Origin of the sequence: Acinetobacter sp. 742879, from assembly GCF_000588535.1 — a bacterium.
GTDB lineage: Bacteria > Pseudomonadota > Gammaproteobacteria > Pseudomonadales > Moraxellaceae > Acinetobacter > Acinetobacter pittii.
Window position 1 is genome coordinate 1 of sequence record NZ_JFYC01000029.1, and the last position, 18,265, is coordinate 18,265.

Annotated in this window: 17 protein-coding genes and 1 pseudogene; 6 read left to right on the forward strand and 12 right to left on the reverse strand. The window is 37.3% G+C overall.

What is annotated here, in order from left to right; genetic code table 11:
* The 5 genes and pseudogenes from J690_RS23170 to bauD form a co-directional block, all read right to left on the reverse strand.
* Positions 1 to 257 (reverse strand): annotated as a pseudogene (locus J690_RS23170) (TonB-dependent siderophore receptor); the annotation flags it as partial.
* Positions 258 to 342: 85 nt separating this feature from the next.
* A complete protein-coding gene (bauB, locus tag J690_RS23175) occupies positions 343 to 1,311 on the reverse strand; it encodes a siderophore-binding periplasmic lipoprotein BauB (protein WP_032038742.1) in 969 nt (322 codons plus the stop codon).
* 6 nt (positions 1,312 to 1,317) lie between these two features.
* Positions 1,318 to 2,088, reverse strand: coding sequence for a ferric acinetobactin ABC transporter ATP-binding protein BauE (bauE, locus tag J690_RS23180; RefSeq protein WP_032038745.1), 771 nt, complete (start codon positions 2,086 to 2,088; stop codon positions 1,318 to 1,320).
* Positions 2,085 to 3,032 carry a ferric acinetobactin ABC transporter permease subunit BauC gene (gene bauC / locus J690_RS23185; protein WP_032038748.1) on the reverse strand — a complete coding sequence of 316 codons (948 nt, stop codon included), beginning with the start codon at positions 3,030 to 3,032 and terminating at the stop codon, positions 2,085 to 2,087. Before bauC ends, bauE begins: the two co-directional genes overlap by 4 nt.
* Positions 3,032 to 3,973 carry a ferric acinetobactin ABC transporter permease subunit BauD gene (bauD, locus tag J690_RS23190; RefSeq protein WP_032038751.1) on the reverse strand — a complete coding sequence of 314 codons (942 nt, stop codon included), beginning with the start codon at positions 3,971 to 3,973 and terminating at the stop codon, positions 3,032 to 3,034. The genes bauC and bauD overlap by 1 nt, the downstream gene beginning before the upstream one ends.
* Positions 3,974 to 4,604: 631 nt before the next feature.
* On the opposite strand from bauD, the gene basB reads away from it, so the two are divergent.
* Complete coding sequence (basB, locus tag J690_RS23195; protein WP_081405304.1) at positions 4,605 to 6,635, forward strand: acinetobactin non-ribosomal peptide synthetase subunit BasB; 2,031 nt, start codon at positions 4,605 to 4,607, stop codon at positions 6,633 to 6,635.
* Positions 6,636 to 6,705: 70 nt separating this feature from the next.
* On the opposite strand, the gene J690_RS23200 is transcribed toward basB, so the two are convergent.
* Complete coding sequence (locus J690_RS23200) at positions 6,706 to 8,553, reverse strand: AMP-binding protein (protein WP_032038756.1); 1,848 nt, start codon at positions 8,551 to 8,553, stop codon at positions 6,706 to 6,708.
* A gap of 393 nt (positions 8,554 to 8,946) precedes the next feature.
* Between J690_RS23200 and J690_RS23205 the strand changes: the two genes are divergently transcribed.
* Together J690_RS23205 and J690_RS23210 are read left to right on the forward strand one after the other, a co-directional pair.
* Positions 8,947 to 9,807 (forward strand): siderophore-interacting protein, encoded by an 861-nt coding sequence (locus J690_RS23205; protein WP_032038759.1) that lies wholly within the window; start codon positions 8,947 to 8,949, stop codon positions 9,805 to 9,807.
* Between the two features lie 189 nt (positions 9,808 to 9,996).
* Complete coding sequence (locus J690_RS23210) at positions 9,997 to 10,683, forward strand: pirin family protein (RefSeq protein WP_005068005.1); 687 nt, start codon at positions 9,997 to 9,999, stop codon at positions 10,681 to 10,683.
* 34 nt (positions 10,684 to 10,717) lie between these two features.
* On the opposite strand, the gene J690_RS24775 is transcribed toward J690_RS23210, so the two are convergent.
* From J690_RS24775 to J690_RS23230, 5 genes are all read right to left on the reverse strand, one after another.
* Positions 10,718 to 10,960 (reverse strand): hypothetical protein, encoded by a 243-nt coding sequence (locus J690_RS24775; protein WP_079748461.1) that lies wholly within the window; start codon positions 10,958 to 10,960, stop codon positions 10,718 to 10,720.
* Positions 10,961 to 11,061: 101 nt separating this feature from the next.
* Positions 11,062 to 11,673 carry a M17 family peptidase N-terminal domain-containing protein gene (locus J690_RS23215; protein ID WP_032038764.1) on the reverse strand — a complete coding sequence of 204 codons (612 nt, stop codon included), beginning with the start codon at positions 11,671 to 11,673 and terminating at the stop codon, positions 11,062 to 11,064.
* Positions 11,674 to 11,691: 18 nt separating this feature from the next.
* The gene (locus tag J690_RS23220; protein WP_032038766.1) at positions 11,692 to 13,152 is read right to left on the reverse strand and encodes an alginate export family protein; all 1,461 of its coding nucleotides are present in this window, start codon (positions 13,150 to 13,152) and stop codon (positions 11,692 to 11,694) included.
* Between the two features lie 107 nt (positions 13,153 to 13,259).
* Positions 13,260 to 14,174, reverse strand: coding sequence for a hypothetical protein (locus J690_RS23225; protein WP_032038768.1), 915 nt, complete (start codon positions 14,172 to 14,174; stop codon positions 13,260 to 13,262).
* 32 nt (positions 14,175 to 14,206) lie between these two features.
* Positions 14,207 to 14,638 (reverse strand): DoxX family protein, encoded by a 432-nt coding sequence (locus tag J690_RS23230; protein ID WP_032038770.1) that lies wholly within the window; start codon positions 14,636 to 14,638, stop codon positions 14,207 to 14,209.
* 329 nt (positions 14,639 to 14,967) lie between these two features.
* On the opposite strand from J690_RS23230, the gene J690_RS23235 reads away from it, so the two are divergent.
* Entirely contained in the window at positions 14,968 to 15,834 is an 867-nt protein-coding gene (locus J690_RS23235; protein ID WP_032038772.1) for a LysR family transcriptional regulator, read from the forward strand.
* A 38-nt stretch (positions 15,835 to 15,872) separates the two neighbouring features.
* Here the strand turns inward: J690_RS23235 and J690_RS23240 are convergent, their stop codons facing one another.
* On the reverse strand, positions 15,873 to 16,433 hold the full coding sequence (locus tag J690_RS23240) for a TetR/AcrR family transcriptional regulator (RefSeq protein WP_032038773.1): 561 nt from the start codon (positions 16,431 to 16,433) through the stop codon (positions 15,873 to 15,875).
* Between the two features lie 413 nt (positions 16,434 to 16,846).
* Between J690_RS23240 and J690_RS24865 the strand changes: the two genes are divergently transcribed.
* Positions 16,847 to 17,356: a helix-turn-helix domain-containing protein gene (locus J690_RS24865; RefSeq protein WP_002120495.1), complete on the forward strand. Its 510-nt coding sequence runs from the start codon at positions 16,847 to 16,849 to the stop codon at positions 17,354 to 17,356.
* A gap of 32 nt (positions 17,357 to 17,388) precedes the next feature.
* The gene (locus J690_RS24870; RefSeq protein ID WP_230445321.1) at positions 17,389 to 18,231 is read left to right on the forward strand and encodes an IS3 family transposase; all 843 of its coding nucleotides are present in this window, start codon (positions 17,389 to 17,391) and stop codon (positions 18,229 to 18,231) included.
* Positions 18,232 to 18,265 lie beyond the last annotated feature (34 nt).

An 18,265-nucleotide genomic window follows, 5' to 3' on the forward strand; every position in this document is an offset into this window, starting at 1 on the left:
GGTAAAGCTGCTACATTTGTTTGAGCATTTTGTTGTTCTAGAGTTTTTGTTGAATTATCAATAACAGCAGCATAGGTATTTGATGCACATAGAACAAATACAGTGCCTAATGCATAGCCTAATCGAAGGGCCATTTGTGCAGATGCAATACCATTTAATACAAAAGAACGGTGATTAATTCTTTGATCATTCCCACTTTTAAAATTACGGTTATCGCTAACGTTGTTCATTGAAAGACCTTTAATGTTGTGATTCATTTTTTATTAACTATCTGCTTAAAATACAAAGCAAAATAGTGAAAATTTATGCTGTAAAATTTGATTAAGTGATGTGCCTAAAAATTTATTGATAGCCTTTTTTCACATCTTCCATCACTATTTTGAGCGAGGTTGGGCTTGCAGCCGTGGTATACCAGGCATCAGCATCGACAAAAATGACACGACCGTTTTTCCACGCTTTGGTTTGACGTAATAATGGATTTTCAACACTGGCGGCATTAATTTTTGAGCGATGTTCCATCACAGCAGTTCGGTCCACGATATAGAGAATATCTGGGTCCGCTTTTTTGATGAATTCACTCGAAATTGGTTGTCCATGTAGACTTGTATCCATCACACCACTTGCAGGCTTTACTCCAAAAGCATTAAAAATAAAGCCATAGCGTGACTGAATACCAAAATTACTAAATGCCCCATTGTTATGAAGAACGACTAACGCTCTTTCTGGGCGATTGGCCGTTACGGCTTTTACTTGCTTCACCCGTTCATCAAGTTCAGAAACTTTCTGGCGGGCTAAATCTTCTTTATTAAATATTTTTCCTAAGGTCATCATATGGTCTTTAACCAGACCAATATGATTACTCTCGCTATTGTTGAAATTAATATCGTAATGAATGGTCGGGGCAATTTTTGACAGTTCCTGATACTGATTAACGTGTAATGGCGTCATCAAAATCAAGTCTGGTTTTAATGCATATAACCGTTCCATATTGGGCTGTACAATTGCACCCAAATCCTGAATTTGTGCATCTTTTTTATATTTTTCCAAAAAGTGTGGAACATAATCTTTTGGCATTCCCATAATCGGGACATTCAGTTGATCTAAAAAGTCAGCTTCATTCATATCAAGTACGGCAACGCGTTGCGGTAAATGATCTATCACCGTAGTCCCAAGCGCATGTTTCACCGTAATCGGTTCTGCTAGCTTCTGAGAAGCTTGAGTGGTATCTGCAACTTTTTGATCACATGCTTGTAGAGTGACAGCTGCCGCTATGATGAGGGCTACTCCCCCATACTTTTTCTTCCAGTTCATATGTATTCAAGCTCCAGATGAGTTGAAGTAATTACACATACAGCCACGCTCACTGTATGTAATTTCAAAATCAAGCTCGTACAGATCATTTAATTGCGCCTCTGTAATCACTTGTTCGGTTAACCCACTGAAATGAAGCTTGCCGTTCTTCAGCGCGACAATATGGTCCGAATAATTCGTGGCAAAATTGATGTCATGAATAACTAAAATCACTGTGCGCCCTTGTTCATCACATAAGCGCCTGAGTGCGCGCATAATTTGAACGGCATGTTTCATATCAAGGTTATTTAAGGGTTCGTCTAATAAAAGTACGTCTGTTTGCTGTGCGATCGTCATCGCCAAAAAGGCCATTTGCCTTTGACCACCACTAATTTCATCTATGTAAGATTTGCGCAGCGGCTCTAAAGAAAGAAACTCAATCGCCTCATCAACCACCTGACGATCTTGCTCGGTTAAAACACCACGGCTATAGGGAAAGCGTCCAAATGAAACCAGCTCTTCTACGGTTAAACGCAAATTAAAGCCAGGTGCTTGACGTAAAGTCGCGACATGCTTGGCGTAAACAGCGGTTTTAATATCCGCAATATTTTGATAATTAAGAAAAATCTCGCCTTTATCTGGCTCTATTAAACGTGCCATCATCATGAGCAAAGTCGACTTTCCGGCTCCATTTGGACCAATGAGTGACGTCACCTGACCTGTAGGAAACCCAACATTTACGTCAGTCAGTACTGGCTTATTTCCATATGACTTATTGATATTCTTGACATGAATCATGCAACACCTCGGGTACGAACCGTCAGCGCAAGGAAATAAATGCCACATACCAGATTGACCAAAATGCTGACGGTCGTTTTGTAATTAAAAACGTGCTCAACTAAAATTTGAGCAGCAATAAATATGGCAATCGTGATGGCACAGCCCATGGGCAGCGTTAATTTATGCTTATAACTTCTTGCTAGTGCATAAGTAATGTTGGCAATGAATACGCCCATAAATACTGTCGGGCCAATCAGGCTGGTAGATACCGCAACCAAAATAGCGATCAGGGCTAAATAGAAACTGACATAACGGTGATGATGAATGCCTAATGAAATGGCTTGCTCACGTCCTAAAACCAGAACATCCAGAACAGGGAGTGCTTTTCTACCAAGGAATAGAACAATGACTACAGCTAAGCTGGCATAAAATAAAGTTTCTGGTTGAGAGCGATTAAAAGAAGCATAGCTAAGGCCTTGAAAAACAGAAAATTCACCAGGATTAATTTTGAGTTGAATAAATTGAGTAACCGTCCCGACGACCATCGTAAGGACTAAACCTAAAAGCAACAGGAGAAAGACATCATTTCTGCCATATGGCAATAACCACTTATGGATTACCCACGAATAAAGCAGCATTAAAACGATAGAGATAAAGAAATTGCCGTTTACCCCTAACTGACTTAATCCATGTGTTCCCCAAAAAAACAACAACAAAACTTGCCATAAGAGATAAATCGCTTCATAGCCCATAATTGAGGGAGTCAAAATACGATTACCGACCAGTGTCTGAAAAACAATCGAGGAAAAAGCAACGCAAATACCAGCTATCACAATCGTAGCAAGACGCAGAAGTCGATTAGGAATGACGTAATCAAAATCTAGTCCTGAGTTTAAAAATAAAAAACTTATTGCTAGGCAGATGACAATCAGATAAATCGTCAATAGCTTTGTAATACGCATTATCTGAACTCCCTCAAAATGAGGATGAGGAAAATAATTCCCCCCACACCACCTGCGGTAAGTCCAATTGGCACTTCAAATGGATAAATGATTGAGCGACCAAGAATGTCGCAAACCAGTAATAGAGACGCCCCACCCAAAGCCACAATGGGCAAGGTTTTAGCTAAGTTTTCTCCGTATTTCAGTGCGACCAAATTGGGGACCACGAGCCCGACAAAAGGAATAGCACCAACCGTAATTACTGTGGTCGAAACTGTAATGGCAACCAGTATTAAACCAATGGCGGCTATAGCTGCATAACTAAGTCCCAAGCTAGAAGCCATCTCTTCACCCATACCAATCACGGTAAAGCGATGTGCGAAAAGATAAGTCAGGACAACAATCGGAAAAATAATGTAAATAACTTCATAGTGACCTTGGACAATTTTTGAAAAATCTCCTAAAAGCCACCCTTGCATACTTTGTAAAATATTAAAGCGATATGCATAAAACTCAGCTAAGGCACTCAGTACACTGCCGTACATCAAGCCAATAACCGGTACTAAAACCGTATTTCTAAAACGGATCCGACGGATAATTGCGATATAAATTAAGCTGGCAATAAAGCAAAAAATGATCGCAAATATCATCTTACTCAGCGTGCTGGTTACCGGAACTAAAGTTAACGACACTAAAATTCCCAGTTTGGCAGCATCTAAACCGCCCGACGTTTCCGGTTCAACAAACTTGTTACGCACAATATGCTGCAAGATGACACCACATACCGCCAACCCAATACCGGTGAGCACAATGGTAATCAAACGAGGGATACGGCTGGCTGTAAGAGTGAGCCAACTCTCATGAGAAAAAGAAAATAAGGTAGACCACTGTATTTGCTCAGCTCCGAGCAATAACGAGCAAATACATAAAAGGATAAAAATACAGAATAAGCTAAATCGCATCAGTGGCGTGCCCCACTTGAGCGTAATAAAGCCGATACAAATTGCAAATTTAGTCCCATCAAACTAAAGCGAGGGAAAATTTGTTCAACATTTGATGGGCTTATTAACCTTTCATGATTGAATATTCTCATGAAAATTCCTCAATTTTATCGAGACAACAGAATCAGTTCCTTTTGAATAGGCAAAATCACAGCCCTATTCTTAGGATCGTTTTTTTCATCTTTAAATTATTTTTGCCGAACCAATTTCGAATTAAATAAATATTAATCAATTACTTATTATTTATTTTCTATTTTAAAAATTCGTCATTCTCAATTGGCACCATCTTCTTGCAAATAATAATCTTGATGTAAATGAGAATCAATTATAGTATGTTTAAAGGTAAAATGTAACCCTACTGTTACATCAGTACAGTTCAGGTGGACATCAACTCATTAGAAAAAGGTCAATTTTTGCAAACAAGCAAATCTATAACATTATGAATTATATGAAATTTAATCTAATGTAAAAAATTTGCGAAATAAAAATTGATGAAAATAGCCATTTGATAAACCAGGATTCATTTATGTTGGAACAATTTTCCAAATCGCCCTCTCTCCTTTCGGTTACTGATTACGAAGAACATATCTGGATGTTGCAATTACAGCAGCCTGAACAAGTTAATCGACGTTTTAATCTGTGGAAAGTTAATCAAGGTTTAGATATTCAACTGCTGATTAAAGCAATTCAAGACATTATTAAAACTACGCCTGACTTAAATGTCCGCTATACATTTAGTGACGAAGGCGATTTATACAAATATCCATTTGATGATCATTCAGCTTGCCTAGAATTAAAAAAGAGCAATACAGAACAAGTATTTGAGCAGGTAGCTACCTTAAAAGCGCAATCATGGAATGCAGAATTTCATCCACCTTTTTTTACAAGTCTCGTAGAAACTGAACAAAACTATTTTCTTATTTTAGCGCTCCATCCTATTCTTGATGAAAGCTATCAAAAGTCAGATTTCATTCAGGACATACAAAATCGTTATCAACAATATTCACCCAATAATATGCAATTGGTACTGACGGAAATTGATATCTCACATCATCTAGATACAAGTTTCGCAAAAGCGCCAGAACAACATAACCAAACTTATGTTTCAGAAATTATTTTAGAAGAGTTCCGAAATACCCTCGCTGAACCCGAAATGAGCCAACATGATGACTTTTTTGATTTTGGCGGCCATTCACTATTAGCAACACGAATTATTGGAAATCTACTCAATAAACATGGAATTGAGATTCAATTTAATGATTTCTTTAAATCTCCATCTGCTGCTGATTTAGCCCAATATGCTTTCGTTAAATCTGCAAAAACTGAAAAATCCACCTTACAAAGTGTCGATAAAGCCCCACTTACTTTAGCTCAAGATTTCCTGTGGCAAGCTTATTCTGCGTTCGATTTTAGCCCAATTTATAATTTGCCATTTGCCGTAGAATTCCTTGAAGAAATTAATGAAGATATTTTCTTTCAAGCCTTTACAGATATTGTTGAGCGCCATGCAGGTTTACGCACAATTTTTAATAGCGCCAATGGTCAAACCTATCAACAGGTGGTTCCTACGTCTGAACTTCAACAATTCAAATGGTTTTGGAACAGTGCCGAAAGTAAAGATGCAACGCTTGCCAGTGAAGCTTCATATAAATTTGATTTAACCCGTGAACTTCCCTTAAGAATTCGTTTAATTCGAAATGCCAAAGGTCGCCAAACTCTATCGTTTTTAGTTCACCACATGGTGATTGATGAATGGTCTTTAAATACCATTATGGCTGACCTTGCACATGCTTATCTTGCTCGTTCAAATGCTCAAGCACCAAGCTGGAAGACACCTGCCCAATCTATTCTTGATTTTTCTTTACTCCAGCAAAAGCAAGGCATCAACCAAGACCATCTAAATTATTGGACTAACCTATTAAGAGGGGCAACCAAAGGTTTACACCTCCCAGTTTCGCAAAATGAATTAAATGCTGAAAAGGAAAAACCTCCAGTTCAATGGCTCGAACTTAAATTTGCACCAGAAATGTATGAAAAGCTCCTCGCATTTTCGAGACAACACAGTTCTTCTATTTTTGCTGTTCTCTATACTGCAATCGCCAATGCGTTACAGCAACAAGGTAATTTAAAAGATATTGTGATTGGTACTTCTGCATCTGGACGAACTGATCCTGAATTTTTTGATACGGTGGGTTACTTTACGACCATGGTTGCGCATCGCACACAATTTAGCCCATCAGATTCATTCCAATCATTGCTCCACAATATCAGCACGATGATTAATACCTCGATGGCCTATGCAGATATTCCCATCAACCATATTCAAAATGCGTTAGGGATGAGCGCCGATGAAGGACTGTTATTTGATGTGTTTATTCATATCCATTCAAATAACGCTTTAAACGGCGCGCTCAAAACACCTCAGGGACAAGACTTTCCTTATCGCCAGATCTTGCCCGAACGTGATGAATCGATGTTCGGATTACATTTTGAAATTATGGAAAATGTGATTGATGGACAACATCAGTTAAGCATGATCATTACGTATCAAGCCCATCGCTTCCCGACTGCAACAGTGGAAAGTATCTGTGAAAAAATTAAGGCAACCTTAGCTCAAATCTAGTTGCCCTAAAACCAACCATGTGCTTAAAAGCAAACATCTCGACTCTGCTTTTAAGCACATTTCAATTTTTCTATTTTATTTGCTGCTCTACTTTATTCACCACATCCTGAATTGTTTTGCAGCTAATGAGTGTATAAAAATCAATTTCTGTATTGAGCTTCTGAGAAAGTTTCTGAGCAATACTCATGAGTTGTTTCGGACGAATTCCTATCGCTAATATTTCACTTCTATAAAAAATATCCATTCTTTCAGCTTGGCTGTCAGCTATGCATTCACGGAAAACCGATAACACCGAATCTCCCACCCCAGCGACTGATGACAGTGTTTTAGTGGAATTTGTAGACAACGTAGAAGATACGTAAATTTTCCCCTGAGCGATTTCTTGCACAGCTTTACGATCAATTTTTCCATTTCGAGTCAGAGGTATGTTTTCAATGCTCAAATATTTCGAAGGAATATGCGAACTCGGCAAATGCACTTTTAAAAAGTTCTTTAATTCGGGGCTATTTAAGCGAGTAGTTTTGTATTTATTTTCTAGAGTATAAACAGCGACTAACTCTTGAGTTTCAGTCGTTGGATGTACACAACTTACCACCACACAGTTATGAATATACGGATTCTTCGTTAAAGCATTTTCAACCTCGGCCGCAGAGATTCTCACACCTTTTATTTTTAAATAACCTTCCTCACGTCCAGCAAAAATAATATTTCCATCTTCCCTAAAATATCCTTGGTCACTCATGCGAAAAGCAGTTTGAGTTTCATTTTCATTCACTTGAATATCAACGAAATCTTTATAATTAATTTCCCCATCAAGTAAATAACCATTTGATAAATTCAGACCGGACATATACATGGTACCGACCTCGCCCATTTGGCAAGGCTTCAGATTTTCATCCAAAATAAAATAACAGTTATTTTCTAAAGCTTTTCCATACGGAATAATTTCCTGATCTTGCTCATTTATTTCATGCCATATACTCCAAATTGTGGTTTCAGTAGGCCCACCTAATGAAAATAAACGAGCGTTAGGCAATTGTTCTCTTAACTTCGAAATGAGTGAAGGTTTAATATAGTCGCCGCCTTGGGCAATTAAACGCAAAGACTGTAGTTGTTCTTTTTGAGCTACACTGAACAGCATATCGACAATAGCAGGCACACTGCTCCAAAGCGTAACCTTGTAGCGATCTACTAAATTGGCCCAGACAACAGCATCTTTACTTTGCTCAAAAGATGGCACTACCAAAGTTGCGCCCACTGTCATTGCAGCAAATACATCAAATACCGACATATCATGATGAAACGGTGTTACCGCCATAATCACATCGTCAGCAGTAATTTCCCATTCCGAGATCGTCTGTTGTAGCGTGTTTTCTGTCGCTTGGTTATTTAAGACCACACATTTCGGAGTCCCTGTACTTCCCGAAGTATATAAATAATATGCCGGAAGTCGGTTAATTTCGGCATTAAAGCTCGGTTCATACTCAGTTGTAGCCGATAAAATTTCGTTAATATTTAGTGTTTGCACACCTGCAATGGATGAGTTACTCACCACAACATCTGCCCGACTATTCGTCAATAAATAGTTCAGTCTCGACGGCGGTGAATCCATATCTACAGGTAACCAAATGATGCCTGTGAGCGCACATGCCAAGGCTGTATAAATATGCTCAGGACTTTTTCTCAGGCAAATTGCAACCACAGACCCTGTCGCCAAATCTTGCTTTTTTAGCGCATACATGACTTTGGCGACCTGAGTCCCTACCTCAGCATAACTAATGCTAAGGTCTTCAAAAATAATTGCTGTTCGATGGGAATTTTGATCAAAAATATTTTCATAAATTCGCTTTAAGAAATTTTCTACGTTGTTATTTTTATCATTCATTTGCCCTAAATTTTGACTCAAATCTTTTAGCATTTATCTTGGTCCTCACCCTATTCTTTATGCAATACCACCCCACCTAATATTCAAAACAAAGTTATAAAAATGTCGTCTTTATCGCTGTTTGTTCGAATAATAGATATCCCAGCACAATAATACAAATGATAATCATTTACAATTAATATTGTGAGAAATATCAATTTTCCTCCTTTAAAAGCACTTTATAAAAAATAATAAATATCAAAACAATAAGATAATTTTCAACCTTAGGTCTAATTGTTTAGAGGTCTATATTTATGATCTAAAAACCACAATTAATAATGATTATTATTTACATTTAGAGCCAACTTGGTTATCGTAATGAATAGAGAGACTACATCTATATCAATTATTACGCTCTATAGTAATCATGAAGCTTGGGTTATATGTATGACAAAAATTGCAGAAAAATCGAAACAAGAATATGGCGACTTACTAAAAGAAAAAGACCATTTACAAGATATGGAACAGCTTGAGATGACCATCGTCTCCATCCATACGCCGTATCCGTCCATTGTAAGAATTCAAGGAAAAATCAACACATTACAGCCAGAGCTTTGGCAAGCTCCTAATTTGGCAATTCGGTTAATTGTGAGCAATCCGCCAGAGGGTCAACCCATCTCACGCGTCTATACGGTCCGTTCGTTCAACCCTATAAACGCTCAAATCGAAATTGATTTTGTTAAACATGAAGATTTAAGCCCAGCAATGGAATGGCTTAATTCGGCTCAAGTGGGTACAAAAATCGGGCTTATTGGCCCCCGCCCTCATTTCATTCCCAATTTCATACATAAAAAACATGTGGTCATGTTTGCCGACGATACGGCTGTACCTGCGTTATATTCAATATTGAATGAATGGGAAAATGGCGTAAGTGCTGATATTTTTATTGAAAGTTTTGAAAAAGATATTGCTACCCAATTACCCCGTCATGACCACGTCAAAATTCATTCGTTCCATAAAGAACATCACACGCCACAAAAAGGTCTTCTTTTAAAAGCAGCATTTGCACTAAAAACTTATGACAACATTACGATTTGGGCGGCTTGCGAACGCAAAGAAGCCAGAGCTTTACGCCAGTTTTTTCTAGAAGACAAACAGTTTAATAAAAATGACGTGCGTATTGCTGGCTATTGGAGAGATGGCGTATCAAGTTCAGAACTAGACATACTCCGTGCTCAACATTATCAAAAACATATTCAGCAAGGTAAGACGTTGAATGAATATGATGACCTTGATCTAGCGAATTAGGATCAGCAATCATTTGAATAAAACCTGCTTTGTGCAGGTTTTTTTATGGGTCAACATACATCTATAAATATAAAACTATACGACCATATCAATTATGCAACGACATGTTGCAGTTAACCTATTTTTTAGCCCCACATAGAACATTACTATATTTCTCAAGAGATAAATAAAAATTTGGGAGATTAGATCATGAATGCTTATCTACATCGTAGTGAAGATCGAGGGCATGTAAAAGCAGGCTGGTTAGAGTCTTATCATAGCTTTTCATTTGGTAGCTGGTACGACCCTAAATATATGGGTGTAAGCGCTCTACGTGTAATTAATGACGACCAGATTGATGCGCATAATGGTTTTGGTACACACTCCCATGACAACATGGAAATCTTAACTTGTGTGCTAGATGGTGCGATTTCACATCGCGACACCATGGGAAATGAAGGCCAGATTAAAGCGGGTGAATGGCAACTTATGAGTGCCGGCACAGGTGTTGCCCACAGTGAAATCAACAACACTGATACGCCTGTACATTTACTACAAATCTGGATTATTCCTGATGAAAGAGATGCAGAGCCAAATTACCAGCAAATTAATCTTGACCCACGTAAAGATCCAAACAAATGGCATTTAATTGCAGGTCCTGATGCAAATGCACCAATGCATATTCGCCAAAATGCAGAAGTAAAATCTGCCGTATTGGAAAAAGGACATGAGTTAACGGTTGATACAGTTAAAAAAGTGAACTATGTGCACGTGATTTCAGGTGTAGTTCGCATTGGCGATCAAGAAGTTAAAGCAGGCGATGCTTTAGTTTTTGAAGATAAAGCGACAATTCACGCAACTGAAGACAGTCAATTTATCTGGTTCGATTTACCTTAAATCATCAAAAGCCCTTTGCATAAAAGGGCTTTTTTTAATCTCCCCCACCACCGCCATCACATCCTCCTGAATCTGAAGATGATGATGAACAGTCATTTGAGTAACTAGAGCTATGATGATGACTCGGACTATTATCGTGAAAATGATGTGTTGAAGCAGATGAATGATCATGCTCACCAGAGGGTGAATAATTTTTTAAATTTCTGAGTAGTGCGATTAAACAAATGAGTCCAATACTAGAAAAAATGACTATGAATATAATAATAAATAATTTCAAATAGCGACCTCCTAGATCAAGCTATAGAGATGCTTGTTGTGTTCCCATTTATTATATGAGTCATGTTTAATAAACAAGTTGTTTTTTGATAAGTTGAAATATTAGCTATAAAAAATTTTAGAAAAAGACTTTATATATTGCTCGGCCTTCGCATCATAATTTTGAAAACCCGCATCAAAAACCCATCTTTCAATTTCAGATTTTTTGACTAAATTTTGCAAATGAAGCTGATGATGTCGGTCTAGTTCCTCTTTGAGAGCTTGCAGCATTACTTCATTTAAACCAGAGGGAGGATTCAGACCTGTATCTAAAATACTAGGGGCAAATGCCACACTTTTCAGTTCCAGTTGATGCGTTGTCTTTACAACAGTTTTTATCGCGGTCTTGATTCTCTCTAACGTAAACTCTTCTGGAGCGCCCATTCCTATCAGTAAAACTTTAGAGGCTTGTATGGTCGATGGCGTTTGATTTATTAAAAGAGTATCGTTCAATTTCGCACTGAACCAATTATTTTTCCGTATTTCATTTAACCTTCCATTTAGTGCTTCATCTAAATGTGCTAAACCGCCAGAAAAAGAACGGTTATTCATTTCATGTTCAAAAATACAAGCACAGGAAAGTTCAACCTCAGCCGAGGTGCAGTCCCAAGTCACCAGTTCAATATCTAGATTTTGATAATAGCCAATTTTTGTTTGCTTTAAATCTGTGCCCATATTTTTTCTCTTCTCGATTTACCATCCATATTTAAGTTCAACACCCAGATAATTTGAGTCTTTACCTCCAGCTCTCTTAATCGTGTCTCCGACTTCAAAGTGTACTCCTTCGGCAGCAACAGACAGATTAGAATTTATTTTTTGATCTGCTCTTAGTTGAATATATGCTCCCGTCCAGCTTGAACCTTGTCCTGCTGTGTTCGCCATGCTGTTATTGCCTTGGAAATAAACTGCATCATTGGTGGTTTCACGCCATTGAAAACCTAATGCGGTTAATAGGGTGAGTTTATCGGAAGGCTTAAGTGTAAGAGATGGTTTGATGTGAATGATATTGCTGTAGCCACTATAACCCGCCAAAGTAAAATATGAGCCGTTTGCAAAGAGCTGGTTAAAAGTATTGAGTTCATTATCGTTGGCGCTTTTATCGCCTGTGGCTATATCAAACTGGACGCCTAAACGTGGTGACCAAGCTTGTTCAGCAAACGTATATCCCGTAATGCTACTGAGTCCCCATGCCTGAATAGTTTGTCCACCAATCTTTCCACGCTGAAGCATACCTTCAACATCCCAATCAATATTATTCTTTTTACCCATATGACGAGCATCATATAAGTCTCGAATCTCATTTCCCTTAACGCTTGTAAAAGATGCGTTATCGCGTTCATAACGAGAGTAATAACCAGATAACTCGCCTCCCCACACATTTTGTTTATCTACACGGAAGCCGCTAAAACTTAAATCGCTTTTCGAGTGGTCATTAAAAGTTGAATCTTTTTCAATCTGAACAGGTCTAGTGAGATAGCCTAAAACTCTCCAATCGCCATATTCATAACCAGACCAAATACCATCAAAAGCTTGTCTAACGTTTGGCCCTTCGCGATTCGAAATAAAGCGCTGCAAGTCAAAAGCCATCTCTTGACGCCCAACTCTAAACTTAAAAGTTCCATTATTTAAAGGACTCACCCACGCAATAAAGGCTTGTTCTATATCAAGTCTATTTTGATCGGTACTGCTAATATTCTTTTTATCAAACGCTCGCGCATCACTGAGCTGAGTAAATAATTGTAAATGATCACCTATACGTGCATCGGCATGAACTTGTAATCTTTGAATTAAATAGCGATCGGCTTGATTATTTTCGCTACCAAATCTCGCATTATTATTGACTTCAAAACGCTCGCGAATATTTGCCCCTAGTGATAAATAATTATTATCGCCAAAAGGTATATATTTAAAATCATCACCTATTTTCTTTGGCACACATGGATTTTTTAAAACATCCCAATTTTCCTGCCAGCGATTCGTTGAGATTTTTGGACGAGTTGGACATGCATTTGTATTTGAAGCTTCATTTTCCGCATGAGTAACTTCATAAAAAAATAAACTCCCCGTCAGCAATAAACTTATTTTAATTATTTTACGGTAAGTTTCTGAGCACTTAATTCGATATTTTCTATCTTTAGAAATATGCTGGGCCATCTAGTTTTCCACGGTAATCAATAGATCATTGCAAAGACTTAGTCGTTTACACCCACATTGCCCTTAAGCAATATGAGTGTTGTTTTATCAATCATTAAGGCAATAAATTACTTTGTAGCGGCATGAATTTCAGCAATATAACCACCCGGGAACTGTACCATCGCGGCTTCTCGACCATCTGTTTTATAGGCATTCACCAAGACTGTCGCACCAGATTTTGTCGCTTTATCTAAAGTCTCAGATAAGTTTTTGACTTCATAACCCGTCATATCATGCCCATATGGGTAAGGAAGATGACCATCGGTAACCAACACTGTCATTTTGCCGAAATCAGATTCCACGCGAATACGTCTATAGGTTTCATTTGGACGTCCAATTTCTACCCCAGCCGCTTTAGGGTTGTCTGAAACCACTTTACCGTGTGAGAAATTGACGAATTTTTTAACAAAAGAATCCGCACTTTGTTTTGAAATATAAATACGATTTTCTGGCACAGTTTCTAGTTTGTTATAGCTCGGTTTAGTGGTGTGCCAATAAAGTTGCATATTCACGCCACCCGGCCATTGAATGACTGAATCACGCCCGATCGGATCTGGAAATGTCTCAACAATGACATCAGCGCCATTTGCTTTAGCAGACTGCACTGCCGCATCCATATCTTTGACTAAATAGCCTGTTCTTTCCAAGCCAAAAGGATGTGGGACTGGAGTTTTAAAACCGAATACAGACAATGTTCCTACTGGGGTCAATACAAGTTGGGAAATGGTCTGGCTTGGTGTTGGAGTGACCTGAAAAATGCCTTGTTTAGATTTAGTTCCCCCAAATGTTGCCACTAAGCTATCGGTAAATTTATCGAAGTCTTCGGGGTTAACATACACATGTGTTGTATCGTATTGAGGAGCTACGCCGGGTGCTTCACTTTTTACACTCGTTGTTGTCTTGGCTAAAACCTGAGGAACAATGGCAACATTGGTGCCCACTAGCATTGTGCTTAAAAGCAAAGCTGATAATGATTTACGCATAAAAGACTCCTATTAGAATTAGATGCTGTAGCTTATTGTTTGTTTGGTTGTTGATTAGAAAGAATAGTGACCATCACCAGAGCAGCGATAAGACCGAGGTGTTCGAAAAAACTATTAAACGTACTAAAAAATGCAGGACCTGTATGATTCCAAAAGTCGTTGGCAACTAGCATCGCTATTGCGGTTAAGCAGCCTAAAGCCCCTGCTCCTAACCAGACAAAACGATTAAAAATAACCAAGAGCGAACCCACAATTTCAATCACAATCGCTGCGGCTGCCCAGAGCCAAGCCGGTTGCAAACCAAAACTTGCTTGCTCCTCAATAGCCGCATGAAAACCGATGAACTTATTAATTCCACCAACCAAATAGGCTGAAACTAATGCAACTCGAAGAAGTGGAAGCAATCCATGAATTGATAAAATCTTTTTAACCCATACTGGATTATTATTAATCAAGCCACTCATTTCTTTACCTCATTGATATTCTTTATTTCTAATCATTTATAAACACCCATCGCAGTATTAATAAAACGATGTATTTAATATAAAACCAGTCTCTTAAAAATAATTTTTTAAAGCCAGATAAAATTTTTTAATTTTAAAATACTACCTATATATTTTTATAAACCACCGAGTAAATCCAAATAAAAGACAATATATATAAAATCAAAAATAAACGTAAACTACTAGATACCTATTTAAATACAAACTGTATCCTCAAAAGATACAATGATTGATAAGTAAAAGATGATAATATAGTTTAGCGACACGCCAAGTTAGCCTTTCAAAATTTAATGGATAAACTAGACTGTATTTATACTTTCATTAGTGTCGTAGAGAATGGAAATTTTAGTAATGCCTCTAGAAATTTAGGTATTACTCGAGATCAAGTCTCTAAAAGAATTTTTTATCTAGAAAGTTTATTCAGTACATCATTGTTTACGCGCAACACCCGAAAGATGGACCTCACCCGCTCAGGAGAGAAGTTTTATCAGCGCTGTAAAGCTATTGTTAAAGAATTAGATTTGGCTGCCAATGACTTCATCTATGATCAAAAGTACCCAGAGGGCATATTAAAAATTAGTGCTCCACATGCTTTTATTCAAACTTGCTTTTCAGATATTATTTCTAATTTCTTAATTCAATATCCTAATATCGAGATTGATTTATTATTTTCTGAAAAAACATCGGAAATAAATGAACATAAATTCGACATTATTTTAAAAATTGAAGAGGAAGTTAGAGAAGAAAATATTTTTATTCTAAATAGCTATAAAAGAAACTTCTATGTAACAGCTGCCTTTTTAAACAAATATGGAAAACCTAAAAGTATAGAAGAATTAAGAAAACACAATATATTCTTATATTCAAGAGCCGACTTAGAAAATAAAACTATTAATTCGCCCCCTCAACTAATCTGCAACAATATAGAAATACTTTTAGATCTATGTAAGAAAAACAAGGGCATTTTATATATTCCTGATTTTTTGGCTAAAAAATATGAAGATGAGGGAGCGATTATTAATTGCTCTCAAGACATATTTTCTACAAAACTTCATTTTTATGCTACCACGCCCTATGGATCAAAAATTCCAAAAAAGGTTCAGCTTTTCTTAAACACGTTAAAACAACATTTTCAATCTATTACTGAAGCTTTATAGCTTAGGACTTTTCGATCTCATAGAGCTATTGGTTTTCATTAGCCACAAACCAACCCCGCCAAAAAACAATCCAACACCTTTTCCCGCTCAATTGCCACATCCGAACTTAAAAGCTGAATAATTGCGCCTTCGATCATATATAAAAATAATTTGGCATCCTGAAAAGTTGCATCGTTTTTAAGTGCTCTAAGCTGGCTATAAATTTCATTGATGAGCCATGTTCTATATCTCACTGCGGTGATATAGGCTTTTGGGTAGGTGAGTTTCGTTTCAAAAATTGCTTTAAATAATAAATAGTACGGCCCTTCTACATCGCTATGTAAGAAATAAAGTTTCTTAAGTTTATCCTTCACGTTTGTACTTTGATCGTACTCAACAATTGCATCCACTTTTTCTTTTAAGCGTTCTTTTTGCACGATCAAACAGATTTCAATAAATCGCTCTTTAGAATGAAAGTAGTTATAAAAAGTTGCTTTTGGAGTGTGAGACTCTTTCACGATTCGGTCGATGCCCACTGTGTGAAATCCGTGATGATGAAACAAATGAATCGATGTATTAATGATTTGGATCGCACGTGTTGAGAGAACTAAATTTGGCATAGTTTTACCGCTTTAAAATAAATTTTTTGTATATAAACGAGATACTTTTTGGGAGAAAAAAGGCATAGCAAAGCCATAAAGACTGTGCTTGGCACATCTCAAGTTTTATAGTTAATTCAAGTTTTTTTGAGCCGTAATGACTTAAAGCCTGAAAACCCTAAAGGTCATCAAGCTGCTTTAAATTTTTAAGTTGTGTCGTTATAGCTTTTGGCAGTCGCTGCCAAGAAATTATGAATGTGCAAAACCAACTCCTTTTTATTGGGAGTTCTGCCAGACATTTATATAATTATGGTGGCAGAACGAAAGGGGGTTCGCAGACTGGCCGAAAAAACCCAGCACACCCGAAGGTGTCCCCCTCCCGTTCTGAACTGCACCCCATAAGTTAGACTTTTAAAACTTATGAGGTGTGCTCTATGCCAATTCCGAAGCATTCAAAAGAGTTAAAATTAAAAGTCATTCAAGCTTATTTAGAGGGAAGTAAAGGATATAAAATCCTTTCACAAGAATTTAATGTAGATCTCCAAACCATCCGCTTATGGATTGAAAACTATAAGGCACAAGGTGAAGATGGCCTGAATGTTAAAACTAAAAAAACCTACTACTCTTCCGAATTTAAAATCAAGGCTGTACAAATGCTTCTTGATAAGATACCGGTAAGAGAAGTTAGAAGACGGTTAAATCTGAGCGGGACGTCAATTTTAAGAAGGTGGCTAGCTCAGTATCATAAAGAAGGGATTGCTGGGTTTAATACCACGAGGATTTATACCAATATGCTTAAACAAGATAAAACTAAAATAACCAAGTCTGTAAAAGATGACAAAGATAAATCTCAGCAGGAGCTCATTGATGAAGTGACCGCTTTACGAGCAGAGGTTGCCTTTTTAAAAAAGCTAAAAGCCTTAAAACTGAAGCAACGTACCTAAATTCAATTTCTACTGCAGACAGTGTTCAAGTTATTTCAGAATTAAGGCAAATTTATCCATTAAAGCTCTTACTCAGTATTGCCAAGATCGCTCGTAGTACTTATTTCTATCACATGAAAGCTGTACGCTCTAAGGATAAATATACTGAGTTAAAACAGCAGATCAAGTCCATATATCACAAGCATAAGGGATGCTATGGCTATCGTAGAATTACTCTTGCTCTGAAAAGTACAGGAATAATAATCAACCATAAATGTGTATATCGTCTTATGAAAACTATGGGACTTAAATCACGTATCAGAGCACTAAAATATCGCTCATATAAAAGTGGTTGTGTCGGGATGGTGGCCGATAACATTATGCAACGGCAATTTAAAGCGAACCGTCCCAACCAGAAATGGGCAACTGATGTGACGGAATTTAATGTTAACGGTGAAAAACTTTATCTATCACCAATTATAGATTTATTTAATGGGGAAATTATTACCTTCCGGATCCAACGTAAACTCAATTATGAGTTAGTGAAAGATATGCTCATTCATGCTTTAGCTAAACTTAAGCGACATGAGAAACCAATTCTCCATTCAGATCAAGGATGGCAATATCAAATGGCTCATTATCAACAGCAATTAAAGCAACATGGTTTAATTCAAAGTATGTCTCGTAAAGGAAATTGCTTAGATAATGCTGTAATAGAAAGCTTCTTTGGAATATTAAAATCGGAGTGCTTTCATGGTGAAAAATTTCAATCAACTGATGAGTTAGAGAAAACTATACGAGAGTACATTCATTATTATAATCATGAGAGAATCAAGGTGAAGCTACAAGGTTTATCCCCTGTACAATATAGAAACCAGTTTTTAAAAACTGCTTAACTAACTGTCCAACTTTATGGGGTCAGATCATTCC

Excerpts from the sequence above, each read along its gene's own strand:
- J690_RS23235 (WP_032038772.1), top strand. The coding sequence starts at position 14,968 with ATGGATAAACTAGACTGTATTTATACTTTCATTAGTGTCGTAGAGAAT.
- J690_RS23210 (WP_005068005.1), top strand. The coding sequence starts at position 9,997 with ATGAATGCTTATCTACATCGTAGTGAAGATCGAGGGCATGTAAAAGCA.
- bauB (WP_032038742.1), bottom strand. The coding sequence starts at position 1,311 with ATGAACTGGAAGAAAAAGTATGGGGGAGTAGCCCTCATCATAGCGGCA.
- J690_RS23205 (WP_032038759.1), top strand. The coding sequence starts at position 8,947 with ATGACAAAAATTGCAGAAAAATCGAAACAAGAATATGGCGACTTACTA.
- basB (WP_081405304.1), top strand. The coding sequence starts at position 4,605 with ATGTTGCAATTACAGCAGCCTGAACAAGTTAATCGACGTTTTAATCTG.
- bauC (WP_032038748.1), bottom strand. The coding sequence starts at position 3,032 with ATGCGTATTACAAAGCTATTGACGATTTATCTGATTGTCATCTGCCTA.
- J690_RS23240 (WP_032038773.1), bottom strand. The coding sequence starts at position 16,433 with ATGCCAAATTTAGTTCTCTCAACACGTGCGATCCAAATCATTAATACA.
- bauD (WP_032038751.1), bottom strand. The coding sequence starts at position 3,973 with ATGCGATTTAGCTTATTCTGTATTTTTATCCTTTTATGTATTTGCTCG.
- J690_RS24865 (WP_002120495.1), top strand. The coding sequence starts at position 16,847 with ATGCCAATTCCGAAGCATTCAAAAGAGTTAAAATTAAAAGTCATTCAA.
- J690_RS23225 (WP_032038768.1), bottom strand. The coding sequence starts at position 14,174 with ATGCGTAAATCATTATCAGCTTTGCTTTTAAGCACAATGCTAGTGGGC.
- J690_RS23220 (WP_032038766.1), bottom strand. The coding sequence starts at position 13,152 with ATGGCCCAGCATATTTCTAAAGATAGAAAATATCGAATTAAGTGCTCA.
- J690_RS23230 (WP_032038770.1), bottom strand. The coding sequence starts at position 14,638 with ATGAGTGGCTTGATTAATAATAATCCAGTATGGGTTAAAAAGATTTTA.
- J690_RS23215 (WP_032038764.1), bottom strand. The coding sequence starts at position 11,673 with ATGGGCACAGATTTAAAGCAAACAAAAATTGGCTATTATCAAAATCTA.
- bauE (WP_032038745.1), bottom strand. The coding sequence starts at position 2,088 with ATGATTCATGTCAAGAATATCAATAAGTCATATGGAAATAAGCCAGTA.
- J690_RS23200 (WP_032038756.1), bottom strand. The coding sequence starts at position 8,553 with ATGCTAAAAGATTTGAGTCAAAATTTAGGGCAAATGAATGATAAAAAT.